The sequence below is a fragment of the Imperialibacter sp. genome (genome assembly GCF_048007035.1).
Lineage (GTDB): Bacteria > Bacteroidota > Bacteroidia > Cytophagales > Cyclobacteriaceae > Imperialibacter.
This window is the reverse complement of the sequence record NZ_CP180355.1, coordinates 5804841-5825707: the sequence shown is the minus strand read 5'-3', so window position 1 is coordinate 5825707 and position 20867 is coordinate 5804841. Positions and strand designations below refer to the sequence as shown.

Annotated in this window: 16 protein-coding genes; 8 read left to right on the top strand and 8 right to left on the bottom strand. The window is 47.9% G+C overall.

All coding sequences use genetic code 11. The features are described 5' to 3' along the window. Nucleotides 1-135 precede the first annotated feature (135 nt). From ACMVP2_RS24855 to ACMVP2_RS24845, 3 genes are all read left to right on the top strand, one after another. On the top strand, nucleotides 136-1221 hold the full coding sequence (locus ACMVP2_RS24855) for an alpha/beta hydrolase (protein WP_416865563.1): 1086 nt from the start codon (nucleotides 136-138) through the stop codon (nucleotides 1219-1221). Nucleotides 1222-1360: 139 nt separating this feature from the next. Next, the gene (locus ACMVP2_RS24850) at nucleotides 1361-2689 is read left to right on the top strand and encodes an ammonium transporter (protein WP_339791499.1); all 1329 of its coding nucleotides are present in this window, start codon (nucleotides 1361-1363) and stop codon (nucleotides 2687-2689) included. A gap of 6 nt (nucleotides 2690-2695) precedes the next feature. Beyond that, the gene (locus tag ACMVP2_RS24845) at nucleotides 2696-3040 is read left to right on the top strand and encodes a P-II family nitrogen regulator (protein ID WP_317491577.1); all 345 of its coding nucleotides are present in this window, start codon (nucleotides 2696-2698) and stop codon (nucleotides 3038-3040) included. A 69-nt stretch (nucleotides 3041-3109) separates the two neighbouring features. On the opposite strand, the gene gndA is transcribed toward ACMVP2_RS24845, so the two are convergent. Further along, on the bottom strand, nucleotides 3110-4507 hold the full coding sequence (gndA, locus tag ACMVP2_RS24840) for an NADP-dependent phosphogluconate dehydrogenase (RefSeq protein WP_339791497.1): 1398 nt from the start codon (nucleotides 4505-4507) through the stop codon (nucleotides 3110-3112). Between the two features lie 162 nt (nucleotides 4508-4669). Between gndA and zwf the strand changes: the two genes are divergently transcribed. Further along, nucleotides 4670-6190, top strand: a complete 1521-nt coding sequence (gene zwf / locus ACMVP2_RS24835) for a glucose-6-phosphate dehydrogenase (protein WP_339791495.1) — start codon at nucleotides 4670-4672, stop codon at nucleotides 6188-6190. A 6-nt stretch (nucleotides 6191-6196) separates the two neighbouring features. Continuing rightward, nucleotides 6197-6901 (top strand): 6-phosphogluconolactonase, encoded by a 705-nt coding sequence (gene pgl / locus ACMVP2_RS24830; RefSeq protein WP_416865562.1) that lies wholly within the window; start codon nucleotides 6197-6199, stop codon nucleotides 6899-6901. Here pgl and ACMVP2_RS24825 read toward each other — a convergent pair whose 3' ends face one another. After that, the gene (locus ACMVP2_RS24825; protein ID WP_339791491.1) at nucleotides 6902-9019 is read right to left on the bottom strand and encodes a S9 family peptidase; all 2118 of its coding nucleotides are present in this window, start codon (nucleotides 9017-9019) and stop codon (nucleotides 6902-6904) included. Between the two features lie 185 nt (nucleotides 9020-9204). Here ACMVP2_RS24825 and ACMVP2_RS24820 point away from each other — a divergent pair, with 185 nt between their 5' ends. Further along, the gene (locus ACMVP2_RS24820) at nucleotides 9205-11523 is read left to right on the top strand and encodes an acyl-CoA dehydrogenase (protein ID WP_416865561.1); all 2319 of its coding nucleotides are present in this window, start codon (nucleotides 9205-9207) and stop codon (nucleotides 11521-11523) included. A 2-nt stretch (nucleotides 11524-11525) separates the two neighbouring features. Here the strand turns inward: ACMVP2_RS24820 and ACMVP2_RS24815 are convergent, their stop codons facing one another. The 6 genes from ACMVP2_RS24815 to ACMVP2_RS24790 all read right to left on the bottom strand — a co-directional run bounded on the left by ACMVP2_RS24815 (nucleotide 11526) and on the right by ACMVP2_RS24790 (nucleotide 18107). Beyond that, nucleotides 11526-12878, bottom strand: a complete 1353-nt coding sequence (locus ACMVP2_RS24815) for an alkaline phosphatase family protein (protein WP_416868225.1) — start codon at nucleotides 12876-12878, stop codon at nucleotides 11526-11528. A 16-nt stretch (nucleotides 12879-12894) separates the two neighbouring features. Next, a complete protein-coding gene (gene eboE / locus ACMVP2_RS24810; RefSeq protein WP_416865560.1) occupies nucleotides 12895-14100 on the bottom strand; it encodes a metabolite traffic protein EboE in 1206 nt (401 codons plus the stop codon). Nucleotides 14101-14102: 2 nt separating this feature from the next. Continuing rightward, nucleotides 14103-15272: a 3-dehydroquinate synthase gene (locus ACMVP2_RS24805; protein WP_416865559.1), complete on the bottom strand. Its 1170-nt coding sequence runs from the start codon at nucleotides 15270-15272 to the stop codon at nucleotides 14103-14105. A gap of 48 nt (nucleotides 15273-15320) precedes the next feature. Further along, nucleotides 15321-16205, bottom strand: coding sequence for a UbiA-like protein EboC (gene eboC / locus ACMVP2_RS24800; RefSeq protein ID WP_416865558.1), 885 nt, complete (start codon nucleotides 16203-16205; stop codon nucleotides 15321-15323). A 1-nt stretch (nucleotide 16206) separates the two neighbouring features. Next, nucleotides 16207-17112 carry a TatD family hydrolase gene (locus ACMVP2_RS24795; protein WP_416868224.1) on the bottom strand — a complete coding sequence of 302 codons (906 nt, stop codon included), beginning with the start codon at nucleotides 17110-17112 and terminating at the stop codon, nucleotides 16207-16209. 104 nt (nucleotides 17113-17216) lie between these two features. Next, on the bottom strand, nucleotides 17217-18107 hold the full coding sequence (locus ACMVP2_RS24790) for an EboA domain-containing protein (protein WP_339791477.1): 891 nt from the start codon (nucleotides 18105-18107) through the stop codon (nucleotides 17217-17219). Nucleotides 18108-18293: 186 nt separating this feature from the next. Here ACMVP2_RS24790 and ACMVP2_RS24785 point away from each other — a divergent pair, with 186 nt between their 5' ends. Both ACMVP2_RS24785 and ACMVP2_RS24780 read left to right on the top strand, forming a co-directional pair. Next, on the top strand, nucleotides 18294-19808 hold the full coding sequence (locus ACMVP2_RS24785) for a S10 family peptidase (RefSeq protein ID WP_339791476.1): 1515 nt from the start codon (nucleotides 18294-18296) through the stop codon (nucleotides 19806-19808). A gap of 139 nt (nucleotides 19809-19947) precedes the next feature. Beyond that, nucleotides 19948-20748, top strand: a complete 801-nt coding sequence (locus ACMVP2_RS24780) for a hypothetical protein (protein ID WP_416865557.1) — start codon at nucleotides 19948-19950, stop codon at nucleotides 20746-20748. Nucleotides 20749-20867: the final 119 nt, after the last annotated feature.

Sequence of the window (20867 nt, the reverse complement as noted above, 5' to 3'; positions counted from 1 at the left end):
ATACAGGTTGGCCATTAATATAGTAAAACCGCTTAGGTAAATAAGCGTCGTCGCAAGATCGACCAACCAGGCCAGATCAAAAATGATTTTTTCTACAAATAAGTACTTTTATATCCTGAGTTGTCATATCGTTATATGAGAGCACTATACCATATTATTTTCATAGCAGGTATCCTATTCAGTTGTGGCTGCAGCGATTCCAACCCGTCGCCGTCAGATGATGGCAACAAACCACCTTCTTCTGGAACCTCAAGTTTTACCATTACTACAGTTGAGCTATCCAGCGATCTAACGATTGACATCTATGTACCGAGTGCAGAAAATGCTTCTGGGAAATATCCCATTATTTACTTCAATGATGGCGATGTCTTCAAAGGAGCCATTGCCAGTCTGGCTTCTTACCAGTTTGAGGCTACTTCCACCATAGAGCCCTTCATGATGGTGGGGATATCAGCAGCAGGCCACAGATACGGCAGGTATATACCCTACAACGACCCATGGATCAAAGAAAACTGGTCGGAATACTCTCCGGGTTCTATCAACTACACCGAAAGGCTTATCAATGAGGTGATTCCGATGGTGGAGGAAGACTACCCTGTTGACCCGAAAAGAAGGGCCATATTTGGCCTCTCGCTTAGCGGACTCTATGCTGCCTGGGCGGGAATAAATTACCCCGAAGTCTTTTCCTTTTCGGCCTCCATGTCACCCTCTTTCTGGGTAGCCGACTATGCCATTTTCGATGAGCCACAAGAGTTATCAAACACCCGGTTCTACTTCGATATCGGCACAAAAGAATGGAACTATTACGTTCCGATGATTGAAAGCCTGGAGAATCAGGGATTTGAATATGGCAAAGATATTTTCTACTATGAGGTGCCCAATGGCATCCATGCTGAAAGTGTTTGGGCCGGCAGGTTACATATTCCTCTTGGGCTGTTCTTAAATGGGGCTCCAGAGGAAGTAAAAGACTACGAGGTCATAAAAGAGTGTATTCCCAGTCAATCGACTGCTGGTCTGGTTTTCCAAAGGCTTAATCCCATCATCACTTTTACCAACGGCATCCGGTATTCGCTCTCGACAAGCGCCGCATTTCAGGTCGTCAGCGGCGAAGGCGTTGTGTTGGAAGATGGAAGGTTCGACGCTAAGGGCGGGAATATGACCGTTGAAATAAGCCATGATAACTGGAGTGAGCATATAGACCTGACAGACTGCAATAATTAGCCTTTTATTGGTGCCCACCCTGGTCGGTCTGAGGTTTAATATCAACCCTTTCAGGAAGTTTAAATCTGAATTCCTATATTGCGTCACCCTAAACAACATGTCCCAAAAAGCTGGTGATTGAATTTTAAACACACCTTACATGAAGCTTTTTGTTCGACCAATTCTATTGAGTGGATTGGCTATTATCGCCTCTTCCACAGCTGCCCTTGCCCAGGAAACATCTGAGATAGACTCAGGTGCCACCGCCTGGATGCTGACTTCCACCACACTTGTGCTCCTGATGATTCCCGGTCTTGCCATGTTTTATGGCGGCTTAGTCAGGACGAAAAACGTGCTCGGCACAATGATGCACAGTTTTACAGCCATGGGTATTATGACTGTACTTTGGGTAGTTTGTGGGTACAGCATGGCCTTTGGTGAAAACGTGCTGGGCGGCTGGTTTGGCTGGAATTCCGACTATGTGATGCTTTCAGGCATCGACGACAGCATTATCGACGGCATCCCCGAATATGTATTCTCCATGTTCCAGGCAAAATTTGCCATCATCACCCCTGCCCTTATTGCCGGTGCAGTGGCTGAAAGAATCACGTTCAAAGGATACTGCTTTTTCATAGCACTATGGGGCCTCATCGTTTACAACCCTCTTTGTCACTGGGTATGGGCGCCTGACGGGTTCCTGTTCAATCTTGGAGCCAATGGCGCCATTGACTTTGCCGGAGGCACTGTGGTGCATATCTCTGCTGGCGTTAGCGGGCTTGTGGCTGTGCTCTTTATTGGTGCCAGAAAATCACATCCCCATTTACCCATGCAACCCAATAACCTGGTGATGACGATGATTGGCGCTGGGCTGCTATGGGTAGGTTGGTTTGGTTTCAATGCCGGTAGCAGTATTTCAAGTGGGTTGAGCACCGCTCAGGCATTAACGGTTACGCAAATAGCGGCTGCGGCTGGCGCACTTACCTGGCTGATTGTTGAAGGGTTCCACCAGGGGAAAGCAACAGCTCTTGGTTTTGCATCGGGCATTCTTGCTGGTTTGGTGGCCATTACGCCCGCAGCTGGCGTTGTTCAGCCCGGTGGAGCGCTGGTACTGGGAGCTCTCTCTACCATTGTGTGTTACCTGGCTATTATACTAAAAAACAAGCTTGGCTATGACGATACACTGGATGCCTTTGGTATTCACGGCGTTGGTGGTATCATCGGTGCCATTTTCCTTGTGTTCTTTATCAGAGAAAGCTGGATGACAGACGCTGCAACGGCTGCAGGTGGCACGTGGACTGTAATGCAACAGCTGGGTGTACAACTTACGGCGATAGCAATAGCCATCGTTTATGCGGGAGTTGGCACCTTCGTCATCCTCTTTGTGCTCAACAAGTTTGTCAAAATCCGGGCCAGTGAGGAAGACGAAATGAAAGGCCTAGACAACGTGTACCATGGTGAGAAAGGATACGGAATGATCACTCCTAACTAAGCAAGCATGAAACTTATTATAGCCATTATAAGAGAAAACCAGTTGGATCAGGTGAGGGAGTCACTGATTCAAGCAGGCATATCGAGAATCACCGTCAGCAACGTATCAGGTCACGGGCGGAGAGTATCCGAGGAGGTATACAGAGGCCAGAAAGTGATTCCCAACCTGGTGTCTAACGTCAGACTGGAGATAGCTGTAAATGACAGCTTCGTTGAAACTACCTGCAACGCCATTATGGATGCTACTCAGGCCCACGACGGCGATATGATAGGCAGCGGCAAGATTTTTATTACGCCGCTGGAAGAATGCATAAGAATCAGAACCGGTGAACGAGGTTCTGACGCTATATAACAACCCCAAGAATGTATTTTGGAAATATAGGTAATGAAAAGGCTGAGCTACTAACTCAGCCTTTTTCTTTTACCACTCGGTGTGGAAAATCCCTTCCCTATCGGTACGTTCATAAGTATGTGAACCAAAGTGATCACGTTGCGCCTGGATCAGGTTCAGTGGCAAACGGCCGGTAGTAAACGCATCGAAATAGCTCAAACCCGCTACCATTCCGGATACAGGGATACCCTGGCCAATGGCATAAGCGGCTACTTTTCTCGCCGACACTTCGCAGCTTTTGGCTTTGGCGGCAATGTCTTTATCCAGCAACAGGCTACTAAGTGCTTTATCCCTGGCGTATGCCTTCCTCATGTCCTCCAAAAGGCCTGAACGGATGATGCAGCCACCTCTCCATATTTTGGCGATGGTTTCCATATCGCAACCGTACTTATACTCTTTGGATGCTGCCCACAGCTGCGTCATTCCTTGCGCATAAGTCACTATGTAAGCAAAGAACAGAGCGTCCTCCACATCTTTCACTGTAAGACTACTGTCTCCTTTAATGGACTTGGCTCCGTAGAGCGATTCAGCTTTTTCCCTATCAGCTTTCATTGAGGATATTTCCCGCATACTGACAGCCACGTCAATGGTAGGCACAGGAATACCAAGATCCATGGCATTCTGAGACGTCCACTTACCTGTGCCTTTTTGCTTGGCTTTGTCAAGAATCACATCAACCAGGTCTTTGTTGGTTAGCTCATCTTTTTTTGTAAATATCTCTGCTGTTATTTCGACCAAAAAAGACTGAAGCTTCGACTTGTTCCACTGGTCGAAAGTATTGTGAAGCTGCTGATTGCTCAAGCCCAGCCCCCGCTTCATTACGTCATATGCCTCGGAAATGAGCTGCATCAACCCGTATTCGATACCGTTGTGCACCATTTTCACGTAGTTGCCGGCTGACCTGGCACCCATATAGTCCACACATGGCTCGCCATTGACTTTCGCTGAAACCGCTTCAAAAATCGGCCTTACAATTTCATAGGCATCTTTGTCACCTCCCGGCATAATACTGGGGCCAAAGCGGGCGCCCTTGGCTCCACCGGAAACCCCTGTACCAAAGAAGTAGATGCCTTTTGATTCCAGGCTTTCGGCTCTTCTGTCAGTGTCAGTAAAAAAAGAATTTCCACCATCTATGACCAGGTCACCTTTATCAAGCAACGGAGACAAATCGTTGATAACTGCATCGACAGGGCCACCTGCGGGAACCAGCAACATGATCTTTCTTGGCCTGGAAAGTTTTGAGATAAACTCCTTTTTGTCGGTAGTGCCATCAACAACCTTTCCTGCTCCTTCTTCCCTCAACGACTTTACCTTTTCCGAATCCGTGTCCAGCCCATAGGCGGAAAAATTATTGTCTGCCACGTTCAAGATGAAGTTTCTTCCCATCACTCCGAGGCCTACGAGGCCAAAGTCATACGTTTTTTCCATTCCAGTCCTTTTTTTCCTTCCACATGTGGGCCGTGGTGCAACCAACTGCCTTCACATGATGTTAATTGCTTGTTTTTTAGCGAATATCAAGAGATTCAGACCAAAAATACTGATCTTCGCCAATTAAATTGAATTTTGCCATCACCCCTGTGTAGTACCTAAATGAAAAAAACTGATAATCAGATACTTACTATTTTCGGAGCCTCTGGCGATCTTACTGAGCGTAAACTGATTCCTGCTGTTTTCAATTTATTCAAAAGAGGTTTTTTGCCTGAGAATTACGCTATTCTTGGTGTAAGCCGAACAGACTTCAGCGACGAGGAATACAGGAAGAAAGTTGTTTTCGACAACCCGCACCTGAAAGCTTCCAAGGACAACCCTGGTGAGTTGGAAAACTTCGCAAAGATGGTTTTCTATCAGTCGATTGATACGAAAGCGGTAGTAGACTATCAGTTGCTGGCCAATCGGCTTAAAACGTTGTGCAATGACTGTCATACGGATCAAAACTACATTTTCTACCTTTCTACCCCCCCTTCACTTTACTCTGTGATTTCTAAGAATTTGGGCGAAGCTCAACTTAATACTGAGGAAAATGGCTGGAAAAGGTTGATTGTTGAGAAGCCTTTTGGTTACACACTAGAAAGTGCAAAAGAATTAAACAACCAACTGCTCGAGTCATTCAAAGAAGATCAGATTTATAGAATCGACCACTACCTGGGTAAAGAAACCGTGCAGAATACGCTGGTGGCCAGATTTGGCAACACTATTTTCGAGCCACTTTGGAACCGCATATACATCGAGAAAGTGGAAATTACAGCTGCTGAGAGTGTAGGTGTGGAAAAGCGAGGCGGTTACTACGATGGCTCCGGGGCTTTAAGAGACATGATCCAAAACCACTTGCTGCAGTTGGTATCCCTTGTTACAATGGAGCCGCCAGCAAGAATGGATGCAGAGTCTATTCACAACGAGAAGCTAAAACTATTTAGATCCCTGCGGCCTTTAAGCGCCGACGACATCAGAGACAATGTTATCAGAGGTCAATACCTCAAGTCAACTATTGGAGATAAAGAATATCCCGGTTATAGAGAGGAAACTGGCGTTGACCCTGAGTCAAGAACTGAAACATTTGCGGCCTTAAAGTTCTATATCGACAATTGGAGGTGGGCTGATGTGCCTTTCTTCGTCCGCACCGGCAAGCGGCTGCCAACAAGAGTTTCCGAAGTGGTGATTCACTTCAAGCCCAACCACCACCACTTGTTCAGTCAGCGACGAATTGCCAACTCACAAAATGTGCTGGTCTTTAGAATTCAACCCAATGAGGGTATTTTATTGAAGTTTGGCCTGAAGGTGCCCGGCAACGGTTTTAAAGTGGAAACGGTGAATATGGATTTCCAATACGATGGGCTGACGGACGCTTATGTACCTGAAGCCTACGAAAGGCTGCTGCTCGATTGCATGCAAGGCGATGCCACCCTCTACGCCAGAGGTGACAGTGTTATTGCAGCCTGGGAGTTTGTTGACCCCATTCTAAAAGCATGGAAGGACGATCCTGACCTTCCGGTATACGGGTACCCCTCAGGCACCTGGGGGCCAGAACAGGCAAATACACTAATTGAAAATGGGCATGGCTGGAGGAATCCTTGTGCCAATTTGGTTGATGATGGACTTTATTGCGAACTATAATAGCTGATGGAATTACATATTTCTAAAAACCCCAGGGCAGTAGCGGAGGATTTTGCCACCTTTTTGGTTGATCTCAACAAAAACAGTGACAAGTTAAACATCGCTCTCTCCGGAGGTTCTACCCCACAGCTACTGTTTGACGTTCTTGCTGCTGATTACAAAAAGGCAATAGATTGGTCGAAGATGCATTTCTACTGGGGTGATGAACGTTGTGTGCCTCCTACCGACAAAGACAGCAACTATGGCATGGCTAAGGCGCATCTGTTTGACAAGGTTGGTATTCCTGAAGCGAATATTCACCGCATCCTTGGCGAAAACGAACCCCGACAAGAGGCTCAGCGACATAGCCACGAGATCAAAAAGAACGTAACTTCGTCAGACGGGCTGCCCAGGTTCGACCTGGTAATACTTGGCCTTGGCACCGACGGGCACACTGCATCAATCTTTCCTGATCAAATGGAGTTGTTAAAAGCTACCGAGACCTGTGTTGTGGCCACACACCCTGAATCAGGGCAAAAGAGAATCAGCCTCTCCGGTTCAGTAATCAACAATGCCAAAAGCATCGCCTTCCTCGTGACTGGCGAAAGCAAGCAGCCAAAAGTGAGGGAAATACTGAAGCACAGAGGTAAGTTCAGAACCTACCCTGCCTCGCATATAAAGCCTGCAAATGGTGTGCTTTATTGGTTTTTGGACGAAGCGGCTAGCGCCTGATTACTTCTTTAACTTCCTCACAAAGAAATCGGCCGTCGCTTTCCCTGCTTTTAAGGAGTTCCCATGCTTCATCCAATGATGGGTGTCGTCGACGATGACGATGGTTTCCATCTCCACTCCTTTTTCAAGCAGACGTTGCACCAAATCAGTGCTTTGGCTAAAACGGACGTTTCGGTCATCATCACCATGTATAATCAGCACTGGCGAAGTCCAGCCGCCAACTGTTGATGCCGGGGAAGACTCCCAGGCTACCTGAGCCGCTTTCTCGGCATCCGGCGCTTTTTCATATTGATCTGGGTAAAGGATATCACCTATCCTACCAGTCGTTCTCTCGTGCACACCGTGAATATCGACGCCAGCGGCAAAAATATCAGAGTTCCGTCCCAGCGCCATGGCCGTTAAATAGCCGCCGTACGACCCACCGTAAACGCCAATCTCAGATGCATCCACACCTGGCTGCTTGCCAAGCCAAAGCCCCGCTGCCTTAATGTCTTTGTACTCACTGGCTCCCCACGTACCTGCATCAGCCGGGTTGTGAAATTCGTAGCCATAACCTATCCCCAGTCTGTAATTGACTGCCAGAACCGTGAAGCCCAAACTGGCCAGGTACTGGTTTGTGGCGTAGGCATTCGTGTAATAATCGGAGTAATGCCAACCAAGCAGCATTTGCCTCGGCGGCCCACCATGCACGTAGATGATAGCAGGGCCTTTGGATGGCTTATTGGTCGGTGTAAACAGCTGACCGTGGATGGTAAATCCGTCCTCAGATGTAAATATGGCCTGCGTGGGAGTTACCAGGTTTTTGGATGGGAAATCGGAAGGAATGCGATCTTCGGCGAGCAGCTTCACTTTGCCTCCGTTGGTTGGCAGCACAGCAGGAAGCGGCGGCCGTTGTGGTGTTGCGCTAATCATTGCTATGCTTTTGCCGTCGCCGGTCATTACGGGTGTCCATTCAAGGCCGCTCCCGGGGGTAAGCACTTTCATATCGGCTTTGTCCACCGACACCTGAACTGCATGACGCCTGTCGAGATCGAGTGGAGCGGGGCCTGTATTCCCGCTAAACAACAATGTGCTACGATCACTGCTTAGGCTCACATGCTCAGCCATGAAGTTACCAGGCGTCAGCAACATGGGTTCGCCACCAATTTCAGGCATTGAATACATGTGAGGCCAGCCGTCTTTGTACGACATGAAGACGATCTTGCCTTTGGCAGCCCAATGGAGGTTAGCCCCACCGTGAGTGTTGGGTGTTGAGCCTGCCAGTGTTTTGGGTGCCTCCCAGAGCTTTTTGGCCTGAGCCGTTGACACATCGGCTGACCAAATGGCCCACGGGCGATGCTTTCTTGCCAGTATCGAGTCGGGCGCACCACCCGCACCTGGGGTACGAACAAAAACGATTCGTGTACCGTCCGGCGACCAATCTGGAGATCTGTCGAAATTGAAAGAAGGGGCCAGCCAGGTAATCGGCGTTTCTTTGTTGGTAAACACTCCGACAAATGAATGGTCGCCCCTATTGGATACGAAAGCCATTCTTGAACCATCGGGTGACCAGGTGATGCTGCCGTTTCGTCCTCTTGCTGTAAACAGCGCCTCACCTTTCGCAGAGCCGTCAATGGGTACAGACAATATCTGCCCAGCTTTAACATAGGCCACCGTTTTTGAGTTTGGCGAAACAGAGGGCAAGTCCCCATCTGCTAACATTTTTGGCTCTCCGCCTGCAAACGGAATGCTCCAAATCTGAACTTTTGGCGGCTCCGGAAGGAAAGAGGTATTCACCGGCGCATCGTCGTCCCAATTGGAACCATGGTCTCCCCCTCTCACATAAACTACCCACTGACCATCAGCACTCACTGCCAGGCTCGATATCTCCTGTCCACTGTCGTCGTTGTATTGCGTAAGCTTTCTGGCTTTGAATTCAGGGCCTTCAGCTACATAGATGTTTCTTTGACCTTGCTCGTTAAAAGTCCATGCTATCTTGCTGCCCGTAGCAGCGGAAGTCAGATCAGCCGGAAACGGATACGATTTGATGGATTCGAAAGAAAAAGGCTGAGCATGGACGTTTGCCATGGGCAAACCGTAGGACAAAAGGAACAGAACGATGGTAACAATTGGTCGCATGGTTAGTTAGAGTTAGGTGAATCAAACTAATCAATTTCAAATATTATTAAACAACCTTTTTTTTCGAAAGGTTAAATTCCGTTATGGCCTTTTTTTGAGGTCTGTTAGGTATAAGCTTATACCAGACTAAATTATCATTGCTTTAAAACTTTTAAAGAGCAAAATTTAGACAAACAATAACACCCATGATCAATTCCCCCTTACTCAAAGCCAATCCATCGCTGTATTCTTTCCTACCCATGTTTTACATGGTGTGGGCAGATGACGTACTTACGCCAAGCGAGATAAAAAATATCCAAAGTTTGATCAACAAACAGTCGTGGCTAAAAACCGAGGAAAGGGAATTGCTGCTGTCTTACCTGAACCCAGCGAAACCGCCGTCTCCCAACGAGATAAAAAGCTGGCTCACAGAAATAAAACGTATCTCTCAGGAGCTGTCGCCCGAAATGAAAACAAGTCTGGTGGACATTGGCAACAAGCTTGCAGAACTTAATAGTATCGGCAGGGATGAAGTGGCCTTTCAGAATGCTCAGCAGCCACTGCGGGATATTGAAGATGCCTTGGGCATTATTAGCAGGGAGTCGGCATTCCATCTGGCGTCTAATGACAGGGCTGCTACCGAAGCAGAAACACTCGCATCTCAAAAAACATTTTCGGTTGATAAACTCAGGGCAATTTTGGACGGTGATCAAGCTGCCCTCATTGCCAAAGTAAAGACACTCCTATCCGACCCCGAGTTCAAATACCCGGACACGGGAGACCTTACCGAATACCGTGAAAAAGTACTCCATTGGTGCAAAATTCTTGCGTCGCAAGGTTATGGCAACCGTGCTTACCCTAAAGAGTTTGGTGGGGCAGATGACATGGAAGGCTATTTCACCATCATGGAAACTCTCAGCTACCACGACCTGAGCATGGTCATTAAGTTTGGGGTACAGTTTGGCCTTTTCGGTATGAGTATCTATTTCTTGGGCACCGAAAAACACCATAAAAAACACCTGGCTGATGCGGGTACGCTCAATCTCCCTGGCTGTTTTGCAATGACAGAAACGGGCCATGGTTCAAATGTAAAGGGCATTGAAACCACTGCCACCTATGATCACAAGTCGGGCAAAATCACCATTCACACACCCAACCCCAAAGCCCAGAAGGAGTACATTGGCAACGCTGCGCTGCATGGCCAAATGGCCACGGTATTTGCCAAGCTGATCATTGACGGAACCGACTATGGCGTTAGCGCCTTCGTTGTTCCCTTAAGAGACAAAAAAGGCAATATGCATACGGGCGTGACCATTAAGGACTGTGGCAGAAAGATGGGCTTGAACGGCGTCGACAACGGGGTGATACGTTTCGACAATGTGGTGATTACAAAAGACAGCATGCTGGATCGCTTTGCGAGCATCGATGAAAACGGCCAATTCGCCAGCCCAATCAGCAGCGACAATCGCAGGTTTTTCACCATGCTTGGGACTCTCGTGGGTGGCAGAATAGGCATTCCCCGGTCTGGACTAAGTGCCACCAAATCCGGGCTTACCATAGCAATAAGGTATGCCGACGGCAGAAAGCAATTCGGACCGGAAGGTGGCAGTGAGGTGCCTATTCTCAACTACCGCACCCACCAGCGTCGCCTCATGCCGTTGCTTTCTAACGCTTACGCTTTGCATTTCGCCTTGCAATATCTTACACAACGGTTCCTTAAAAGAACCGAAGAAGATATGCAGGAAATCGAAGCCCTGGCAGCCGGGCTAAAGTCGTGGGCGACATGGAACGCTACCGCCAGCTTGCAGGAGTGCAGAGAAGCTCTTGGCGGCAAAGGCTATTTAGCTGAAAACCGCATCGCTGCTTTAAAAAATGACACAGAGATTTATACCACTTTCGAGGGCGATAATACGGTGCTGATGCAGCTGGTTGCCAAAAGCAGGCTGTCTGAGTTCAGGCAGGAGTTTGGCCACATGAACCTGTTTGGCATGCTGAACTACGTGACCGACCAGGCCAAGGTGAGCATCCAGGAAATGAATCCCATCACCATCAGGAATACTGATAAAGAACACTTGCTGGATTTTGAGTTTCATCTGGCGGCATTCAGGTACAGGGAAAAAAGCATTCTGGCCTCTTCCGCCAAGCGGTTGAAGCACTACATCGACCAGGGAATGGACTCTTTCGACGCTTTCAATCAATGTCAGTATCACCTCGTCATGGTAGGGCATGCATACATTGAAAGGATTATTCTGGAACAGTTTCAGGAGAAAATTAGCGAAGTGACCGATGAGGGCAGCAAGCATATTCTCACCAAGCTTTGTCAGCTATTTGCCTTGTCGCAAATAGAGAAGAACAAGGGCTGGTACCTGGAGGCTGATTACATGGCCGGTGCGAAAACCAAGGCCATTCGCCAGCTGGTCAACTCGCTTTGTTTGGAGGTTCGGCAAAACGCTGTGGCGTTAACTGACGCTTTTGGAATCCCTGACACTTTGCTAGCAGCACCTATTGCCGTAAGAAATAGCTAAACTCAGCTTGTAAGAGATTGCCAGATAATGTCATGCACCGATGTTGCTGGCACTGGAGAATCACTGACTTTTTTATCAGTTATAAGCACTGGGTAGTATTTGCTATCTACAAAAGGGCTTCCATGGGAGCCCTTGATCAAATTGGCATCCAGTGGGATCACGTCCATCACATAGCGGAAGCCGAGCTTTTTGCGAAGCAGCTTGTATCCTGCCCTGAGCTTCGAGCTCATAAACATCTCCACAGGATCGTAGCCAGGCTTCTTATGGATATCGACCGCCCTGGCGTAATCTGGGGCTTTGTCATCGTCGAGCCAAAAATAGTAAGTGAACCAACTATGCTCGTCGGCGATGAGCACGAGGTCACCAGACCTTTCGTGGTTAATATGATGTTTCTTTTGCTGGGCTTTATCGAGCACCAAACTCACTCCCTGAGTAGCTTCGGCCAGCCGTTTTACCTCCTCCATCACAGATAGGTCGTTGACGTAAATGTGGGCTACCTGATGGTCTGCTACGGCAAATGCTTTCGAGGCACCAGCATCCAGTAACTCCAGCCCCCTTTCCTCCCGGATACTAAGAAGCCCTTTTTTGCGCAACAGTCTGTTGAAATGAACAGGTCTGCTCACCGGGCTTATGCCGTATTCCGACAACAAAATAATATTGGCCTTCTTTTTTGTGTAGTAGTCCACCAGCCCTTTTACCACCTGGTCAATTTCGGTGAGCTCCTTTCCTATCAACTCGAAGTTGGGACCGAATTTTTGTAAGCAGTAGTCGAGATGGGGCAAATAGATGAGCGTCAACGTGGGGTCGTATCGGCGATCGGTAAAAACTGAAGCATCGGCTATCCATTGGGTGGACTTGATGTTAGCCCCAGGCCCCCAAAACTGAAACAAGGGGAATTGACCCAACTCCTTCTGCAACTCATCCCTAAGGCCGGTCGGCTGCGTATAGCAATCAGGCATTTTTCTGCCATCGGCCAGGTATTGTGGCCTGGGTGTTGCAGAAAAGTCGGCCGAGGAGTACATATTGTACCACCAGAACATTTTGGAGCAGGTAAACGAAGGGTCGACTTTCTTTGCCTTCTCCCATATCTTCTCTCCTGCTACCAGTTTATTGGATTGCTTCCAAAACTTTATTTCTGAATCCTGATGGTCGTACCAACCATTGCCAACAATGCCAGTTTCAGTAGGCCATTTGCCAGTAACATAAGTCGACTGAACTGAAGTGGTAACCGCAGGCAGCATCGGCACAATGGACTGCACCTGCCTTCCCTTTATATAGTCTTGAAGAAATGGTGTATGCTCTCCTATCAGGTGGGCCGATAGTCCTACGACATCAATAACGACGGTTTTTTTCATTTGCTGCTTGATGGAACTAGCCATTGAGCTGATTAATCACCCATTTCATTTCCCTTACTATGGATTCATCTATTGGTAACTTCAGCCCATCTGGCAACACTTCCCATGTGTAGGTTTCAATTTCAAGGTGATGGGTGAATGGCTTCGCCTTTTGTAGGTCAAGCACCTTCACAATGTCTTCTTGCGTCGATTTCAATACGCCGTAGTCTTCAACAAATAACGGCACATGAAAATGAGAACGCCATTCTTTTATGTCCTGATTGTCGGCGTCGGCAAGAGCTTCCGGTAAATCAGGATAGCGTTTAAAACCATCGCTTTGGGTGCGGGCAACTACTTGATGGAGATAGGTCGATTCGTTAAACCCCTTAAAAGCGGCTATTACCGGGTTTCTGGCGTCTCCTGGTGCCATCGGCGCTTTTAACGCAGCACTGATCTGAATTTTACCTGTTTTAATACCTAAAGCGCTTAACTTGTTGACCACTTCCTGGTGATTTTCATAACCCACCGCAAAGTGACACACGTCATAGCAAAGCTGCACATGACGCTTGATAGTTGCCTCTGCCTCTGCTACAGATAGATCAAATTCCTTTTGCAACTCAGCTCCCCCCAACGGAAGCAAGTATTTTTTGTACCAATCAATGAACTCTGGCCCGGATTCCAAAAGACCATCTGGCTCGGGTTCAATATCAAGGTGAAGTAGCTGCCCCGTGGTGTCATGTATCCGCTTGAGGTGCTTGGCTACCTCAATCATTTTTAGTGTGGCAACTTCAAAAACGTTGTGGAGTTCTTCAGGCTTGTGCCAATAACGATAGGTCAATGGCGAGGTGGATATCCCCCCTTCCATGCCTGCAGGCAGCAGTTGAGAAAGTATATCGAACAGGCGGGTGGTGTAATTCAGCCTGGCGTTTGTAGTCCAGTCGGGGGCATGCACCTGCTCTTTCACACGGGTATTATGAAAGCCACCGTAGGGAAACCCATTCATGGTGAAGACATAACAGCCGGAGGCTGACAGCCAGTCTTTAAATTCCACCAATGCGCCCTCTTTAGCAAGGTCTATCGATGCCTCGTTAGATAAGCGCAGCCCTATCCCAAAAGGCTGGCCTGGGCTGCATTTCTCCCTCACCGAAGGAATGAACTTCCTGAGTGCAGCGAAATGATCTGCCCAGCTTTCACCGGCGTGTATATTGGAGCAGTACGTTAAGTAACCAAAATCTGTTTTCATAATCAGAGGCTGATCGTTTGTTGGTGAGCATAATTTTCCAGCCATTCACTGGCCTCACGAATGGTTTTTTCATTCATTTCATGCACTTCCTCGCCTGTTCCAATGGCTATCAGCAGCATAATGGTGAGTTTACCACCCAGGTGCTCCCGGAATTCGTTAAGCCCGTCAAGTAGCGGGCTATTGCCCTCTTCAAACTTCAGCAATGGATGTTGCAGCGGGAAGCCAAGGTTTTGAAGCACCACCAGAATTCTCCTGGCATCGGCTTCCGACAGTCGGTTGGTGAGCATTGAGTAGACTGTGTCGAGGGCGATACCAATTGCCACTGCCTCACCATGTCTGATGGAAAAGTCGGCCAGCGCTTCCAATTTGTGTGCACTCCAGTGACCGAAGTCAAGCGGCCTGGAAGACCCCGTCTCGAAGGGATCCTTGCCTGCAATATGGTCGAGGTGCAGTGCAGCACACCGTTTCACCAAAAATTTCATGGCCCCCATATCACGGGCAGCAAGCATAGTGGCGTTGTGCTCAATCCAGTCAAAGAAGGAAGCGTCCTTGATCAGCGCCACCTTTACGGCTTCAGACATCCCTGACCGCCAGTCAAGGTCGGATAGAGTAGTCAGAAAATGATAGTCATTGAATACTGCAACAGGCGGAGCAAATGTGCCGAGGAAATTCTTTTTCCGATAGAAATTGACGCCATTTTTCACACCCACGCCAGAATCGTTTTGAGAAAGTACAGTCGTTGGAATGCGAATATGACGAACGCCTCTGTGTGAAATAGCGGCTGCATAACCCACCATATCGAGAACAGCACCACCGCCAATAGCCACCAGATAAGAATGACGGTCGATGCCGTGAGCGTTCACCGCATCAATAACCTGATACAGGAGGCTTTCATCGTTTTTAGCTTCTTCGCCACCCGACACGACTAGTGTCTCAGGAATGAGGTGGATATTATCGACTGTCTCAAAATAGTCTCGAATACCTTGCTTTAGCCCGGGATGCGCTTCGTCCACTCCCTGATCCAAAACAAACAGTACCTTCTGGATGGTACCTTCTTCCATTCTTTCTTTCAGAAAACTTGAAAGTGTATCGTTCGACCTATCGAAAAGGTTTGTGGTGAAATACACTTTGTAGTCAAACTTCACACTGAAGGACTGTTGTAAAAACTCCATAACTATGCTAATTGCCCGATGTCAGGCTGAAAATTTAAACAAACAAATTCACGTTACAGCAAAGGCTTTCGCCAGCAATAACGACAAGGGCAACAAAAGTACAATACCCAAGGCAAAATACGTAACGCCAAAAGCTGATGACCAGGCAGCATTCATTAGTATCAAGGCGATCACTCCCGATTTCACCGCCTTTCCTATATTTTTCCCAATAGGATCGGATATCGCTTTGAATAGCGGCGGGACAATCATTCCGCCAAATACGAGCACAAAGGCCAGGGTAAGATAAAACGCATTGTTTTGAGTAGAGAACCACAAAATGGCACCAATTACCACTACGTAAAGAGCCAGCGCAATGTACAGGGTCAATTTGCTGCCTCCATGCACTTCGCCCCGACTGATCATGGTGATGGCAGCGATATAAATCACTGGCACAATACCCAGCCACCAATAGGTATCCAGGATACCAGGAACAATGCTCATCCCCAGGACAAGATTCAAGCCCCTACAGAGTCCCATATTGATTGGCCCCAAAACCAACTGATGCTTGCCCCATTTATCGTAGACAACTGAGAACAAGGCGATGGCCGCAGCAATCATACCAGATGGCATCCAGTTCACTTTGCCAGCGGCCAGTATACCGATGCCCAAAAGCACTATCCCAAGCATTGCTGCCATAAACCTGGAAACCACACCACTGGGAATCGGTCGTTCCGGCCGCTCGACGGCGTCAAGCTCCGCATCAAACACGTCGTTGAGCACAACCCCGCCACCATATAAGCCCGTGGTGGCCAGGCTCAGCCAGATAATGGGCGTTGCACCCTGGGCAAAGCCCGTCAGGTAGCCCGAAATAGCCACACCAGCCAGAATGTCGGCTACCGCAGTGACAATATTGGCCGGCCTGGTAAGGCGCAGAAGTCCGATAATTTGCTTCAAATTATTTGATGATCAGGGAGTTCTTGTCCATGCGTGGTTGCTGGCCGCCACGCAAAACCGTATTGCCTTCAAATTTTTGGCTTTGATCGATGTCTTTCACCGAAGCAAAGTCAGCCTCGTCGATTTGTCCACTCTGACCAAACGCCGTGATGGCATTTTGATAAGTAACCAAACGAATGACATCATCACTAATACCATGCTGTTTCATCAAAGCTGCTGTTTTTGGCACTGCCAACGGGTCGCTGATGCCCCAGTCGGCAGCGGAGTTGATCATTATTCTGTCGGGTCCGTACTGTTTCACCACTTCGACCATCCGCTCGTTGCCCATTTTGGTGAAAGGATAAATGGTGAAAGCTGCCCAAAAGCCACGATCCAATACTTCCTTTACCGTCTCTTCATTGTTGTGGTCAACAACCACCATCTTCGGGTCAAGGCCCTGCTCCAGGGCGATGTCCATACTGCGTTGGGTGCCTCGTTTTTTGTCCCGGTGAGGTGTATGAATTTGCACAGGCAGCCCTGCTTCTTTGGCGAGGTCAAGCTGTGCCCGGTAGTATTTCTCTTCTGCCGGTGTCTGGTCGTCGAAACCTATTTCACCAACACCCACTACGCCTTCTTTGTAAATAAACAGTGGCAGGATTTCCATCACCTGCTCAGCCAAAGCTTCGTTGTTCGCTTCCCGGCTGTTCAGCCCTATCGTGCAGTAGTGCTTGATGCCAAACTGCGATGACCTGAACCGTTCCCAACCGATCAGGCTAGCATAGTAGTCACGGAAGGTGGCAATGCCCGTACGGGGCTGTCCGAGCCAGAAGGCAGGTTCAATCAGCGCTACCACACCGGCATCTGCCATGGCCTGGTAGTCGTCCGTCGTGCGGGATGTCATGTGCACATGCGGGTCGAAAAACTGCATGCCCTTTACACTATCGAGATAAACAGGGTTGGCGTCCCTTTTTTGTAAATCCGCCTCAGTAAAATTATCACTACAACACATAATCGTTCTGTTTTTATTCTGAGCTAAACCAGCTCTGTTTTCTTTGCTATACTTTCCCAGGAAATGTCACCCGATTTAACCAATGCATTCAGCTGCTTGTTCCTATCCAGGAGTTCAGTGGCAGCAGGAAATTGGCTCACACTACAGGCAAGAGCCGCAGCTTCTCTTTCGGTGCTATCGACAGACAGCACCAGGCGCTCCATGTCTCCAATTGTTTTTTCATTGATAAAAGGCCCGACACATCTCCACAACATTGGGGGTACCGTCCTGTGCGCCGCCCATCTTTCATGCGCAAAATCGGAGAGCGTGTTGGCCAGCTCCAAATTTGCCCTGTCGTCCAGGCCAATAATTGAATGCAATGGTTTTTCTGTAAATATTGCCTTCAGCACCAGTTGATTCCAGGCAGCTTCATCGAGTTGCTCAGAGGGGTATGGGTTATTGCACATAATTGCCTCCAGCACATCACCGATATTGCTTCGTATCCCTTCGGCACACTGGGCTTTCCACGCTTCGGGGTAAGCTACTACAGGCAGCGCAGAATACAACGCCACCAGCTCATTCATTTCCGCCGCCAGAAACAAGTTTTGAATCCTGGCTAAGTAATTGGTCTTGTTTGAAGCCGGCACCTGAATCAGCACCCACACCCGACACAAGCGGTCAATTGACCAATTGGTTATTTGAAAACCAGGTCTGATTTGTTGGATGTTGGTCACAGCACTTTCGCTAACACTCACACCATTCTTACCAACCTTTCTGGGAATAGCAGCGAAAGCCACATTTAATGCTGATTCGGTTTCAGAAGAGGAGACATCAGCCGCTTTTTCTTGAAGCCATCGCCAGGCATCGTCAGACACAGACGACTCAATAATGGCTGACAACGCTACACTAAGCACCCTGGCATCGTATGAAAACATCTAAAATAGGGTTTGTTTAATTAAAATCGCTATAACCGACAAATATCAAAGGTTTTGGCAAGTATAAAAATACCGTCCGACACATTGCGTGACATTGCTCACATCACAATAAATTTTTCGCTGCCCATTGTTCTGTTGTAATAAAAAAGTTTGATCAAATTGTGGGCACAAAACATTCAACTCAAAATGATGACCTTAATTAAAACCATTCTATGCGCTTTCACTTTAATTGCCCTTGTTCATTTATCCAATGCACAAAAGGCTGACTCGACAGTAAAAGAGATACCTGCGCCGAAGTCATTTATCACACAACACCAGGGCACCTTTAATGGAAAGGCCGTGCGGTACAAAGCCGTCGGGAAAGAAACACACCTGAAAAATGAAAAGAATGAACCCATTGGTGCTTTGTGGTCGGTCTCCTATTTGCAGGAAGGGGTCACAGACTATTCAAAACGGCCCGTCACTTTCATTTTCAATGGAGGGCCTGGATCTGCTTCGGTCTGGTTACACATGGGTTTTCTGGGCCCAAAGATCGTTAAAATTGCCAGCAACGCAGATACTGATGATGGTGGTGCACCCTATCCTCTCGTAGATAATCAACAGTGTTTGCTGGATAAAACTGATCTTGTGTTCGTAGATCCGATTGGAACAGGCTACAGTATTCCAGTGGGCTCGGGTAGTGGCAAAGATTTCTGGGGCCTCACAGAAGACGCAAGCTCCATCGCACAGTTTATCAGGATTTGGATCACAGATAACAAACGATGGAATTCTCCCAAGTATATTTTTGGTGAAAGCTTTGGCACAACAAGGGCAGCGGCCGTTACTAATGCGCTGGAAGGTGGCGGACAGCATGTATCAATGAATGGACTAGTTTTAATTTCTCAAGCAATTGACTATCAAGGAAATACTTCCATGCATGACAATCTTATTTCTTACCTCACCTACCTGCCCACGATGGCGGCCACCGCATGGTACCATAAGAAGGCCGGGCAAGGCAAATCATTGGAGGATTTCGTCCAGGAATGTCGTGTTTTCACTACCGATGAATATGCACCCGCTTTATTGAAGGGCTCCATGCTAACGACAGAAGCGCAAAACAGTATGGCCGACAAGCTGGTCTACTTTACAGGGCTACCAAAAGAATATGTCCTCAGGTCGGATCTTCGGGTGCTGGTACCCCGATTCCAAAAGAAGCTCATGGAAGAAGAAGGGCTAACAGTTGGGCGCCTCGATAGCAGGTTCAAAAGCAGGGAAGCAGATCTGGTAGCGGAATGGCCAACATTGGGGGATGCGTCAGACTATCAAATCGATGCTGCCTACACAGCTGCTCTCAATAACTATTTCGCATCCGTATTAAATGTGGAAATGGACAGGCCGTACATTACTTCCAATGAGGAGGTGGCGATCAACTGGCGATGGAGAGATGCACCCGAAGGTTCGTATTGGGAGCCGGTTTTTGTCAACGTAGCACGTCCGTTGGCCGAAAGCATGCGCCGCAACAAAGATCTCAAGGTACTTGTGGCGTGCGGCTACTATGACCTGATCACACCGTTTTTTGATGCTGAATACACCTTTGCCCGCAATGGAATCCCAAAAGAAATGGTGCAATTGAGCTACTATGAAGGCGGGCATATGATGTACAATCACCAGCCTGACTTTGATCAATTGATAAAGGATATCAGGTTGTTCTTTGGGAATTAGCCCGACGGCGCATCATTGCAATCAATATTTGAGCGAATTCTGATAGGATAGAAAAATATATAAATTATAATATAAAATATGAGTTAAATGCAATTTTTGTTAAGTTTGATCTTTCATCAATGAAACGAAACAAATAAATATGAGAAGGTTAGCAGTTCTATTATCATTTTCAATCCTTTGGGTTTCATGTAGCAAAGACGACGAAATAGACCCGGGTACTGCTCCGGCAATGCCTCCTGGATCGAGCATGGCTCCCAATTTTGATGATTTTAGCGGCAGTGACGGCGATGGAGGTGGCAGGCAAATGGTTGTCAGGAATTGGGTATATGCTGCTACAAGTGTTGGAGTGTATTCTGGCATCCTTTCCGGAGCGCTGGTTGTGCCTGTTACTGCGTTTAAACTAGCGGTGAATCAAGAGGCTACATTTGATACAGAAACTAAATTATGGGTTTGGGCTTATGATATATCTGTTCCTAATAGTGGCTCTTACTCCGTAAAACTTACTGCTGACGTGGATGGCAGTGATGTTACGTGGACAGGCTATATTTCGAAAGCAGGTGGCTTTTCCGACTTCGTGTGGTTTACGGGGGAGTCCAATTTCATGGCCAATGCCGGCACCTGGACACTCTATGAAGGGCCTGACAAGCCAAATCCATGGCTGTCATCTGAGTGGTCCAAATCGGAAGTTGACGGAGTTGCAGACGTGACCTTCACAGTTAAAAAGCCGGGCGACAGTTTCGGAAGTTCGATTAGCTATATGGTTGATGCCGGCGCCGAGCTGAACAGAAACGTCACCATCATTGACACCAATACCGAAAATACAATAGAGGTGCTCTGGAGTGCCGAGAACAGCAATGGAAAAATCAAAAGCCAGGTCTTTTTTGAGGATAACTTGTACCACTGCTGGGACACAACATTGAACGACGTAGCCTGCGAGTAAATCCTAACAAGCAGCGATACCAGGGCCTTTGATTCCTTTGAGTCAAAGGCCTTACTTTTTGCTGCGAGAGTAACTTATGTCACTCACCTCTACTTTCGGCTAACTTACCTTTGCAGAAA

Bases quoted from the DNA above. Each gene is read 5' to 3' on its own strand.
- ACMVP2_RS24790 (WP_339791477.1), bottom strand. From the start codon at position 18,107: ATGTTTTCATACGATGCCAGGGTGCTTAGTGTAGCGTTGTCAGCCATT.
- ACMVP2_RS24795 (WP_416868224.1), bottom strand. From the start codon at position 17,112: ATGCAGTTTTTCGACCCGCATGTGCACATGACATCCCGCACGACGGAC.
- zwf (WP_339791495.1), top strand. From the start codon at position 4,670: ATGAAAAAAACTGATAATCAGATACTTACTATTTTCGGAGCCTCTGGC.
- ACMVP2_RS24850 (WP_339791499.1), top strand. From the start codon at position 1,361: ATGAAGCTTTTTGTTCGACCAATTCTATTGAGTGGATTGGCTATTATC.
- ACMVP2_RS24855 (WP_416865563.1), top strand. From the start codon at position 136: ATGAGAGCACTATACCATATTATTTTCATAGCAGGTATCCTATTCAGT.
- eboE (WP_416865560.1), bottom strand. From the start codon at position 14,100: ATGAAAACAGATTTTGGTTACTTAACGTACTGCTCCAATATACACGCC.
- ACMVP2_RS24805 (WP_416865559.1), bottom strand. From the start codon at position 15,272: ATGGAGTTTTTACAACAGTCCTTCAGTGTGAAGTTTGACTACAAAGTG.
- ACMVP2_RS24780 (WP_416865557.1), top strand. From the start codon at position 19,948: ATGAGAAGGTTAGCAGTTCTATTATCATTTTCAATCCTTTGGGTTTCA.
- pgl (WP_416865562.1), top strand. From the start codon at position 6,197: ATGGAATTACATATTTCTAAAAACCCCAGGGCAGTAGCGGAGGATTTT.
- ACMVP2_RS24785 (WP_339791476.1), top strand. From the start codon at position 18,294: ATGATGACCTTAATTAAAACCATTCTATGCGCTTTCACTTTAATTGCC.
- ACMVP2_RS24815 (WP_416868225.1), bottom strand. From the start codon at position 12,878: ATGAAAAAAACCGTCGTTATTGATGTCGTAGGACTATCGGCCCACCTG.
- gndA (WP_339791497.1), bottom strand. From the start codon at position 4,507: ATGGAAAAAACGTATGACTTTGGCCTCGTAGGCCTCGGAGTGATGGGA.
- ACMVP2_RS24825 (WP_339791491.1), bottom strand. From the start codon at position 9,019: ATGCGACCAATTGTTACCATCGTTCTGTTCCTTTTGTCCTACGGTTTG.
- ACMVP2_RS24845 (WP_317491577.1), top strand. From the start codon at position 2,696: ATGAAACTTATTATAGCCATTATAAGAGAAAACCAGTTGGATCAGGTG.
- ACMVP2_RS24820 (WP_416865561.1), top strand. From the start codon at position 9,205: ATGATCAATTCCCCCTTACTCAAAGCCAATCCATCGCTGTATTCTTTC.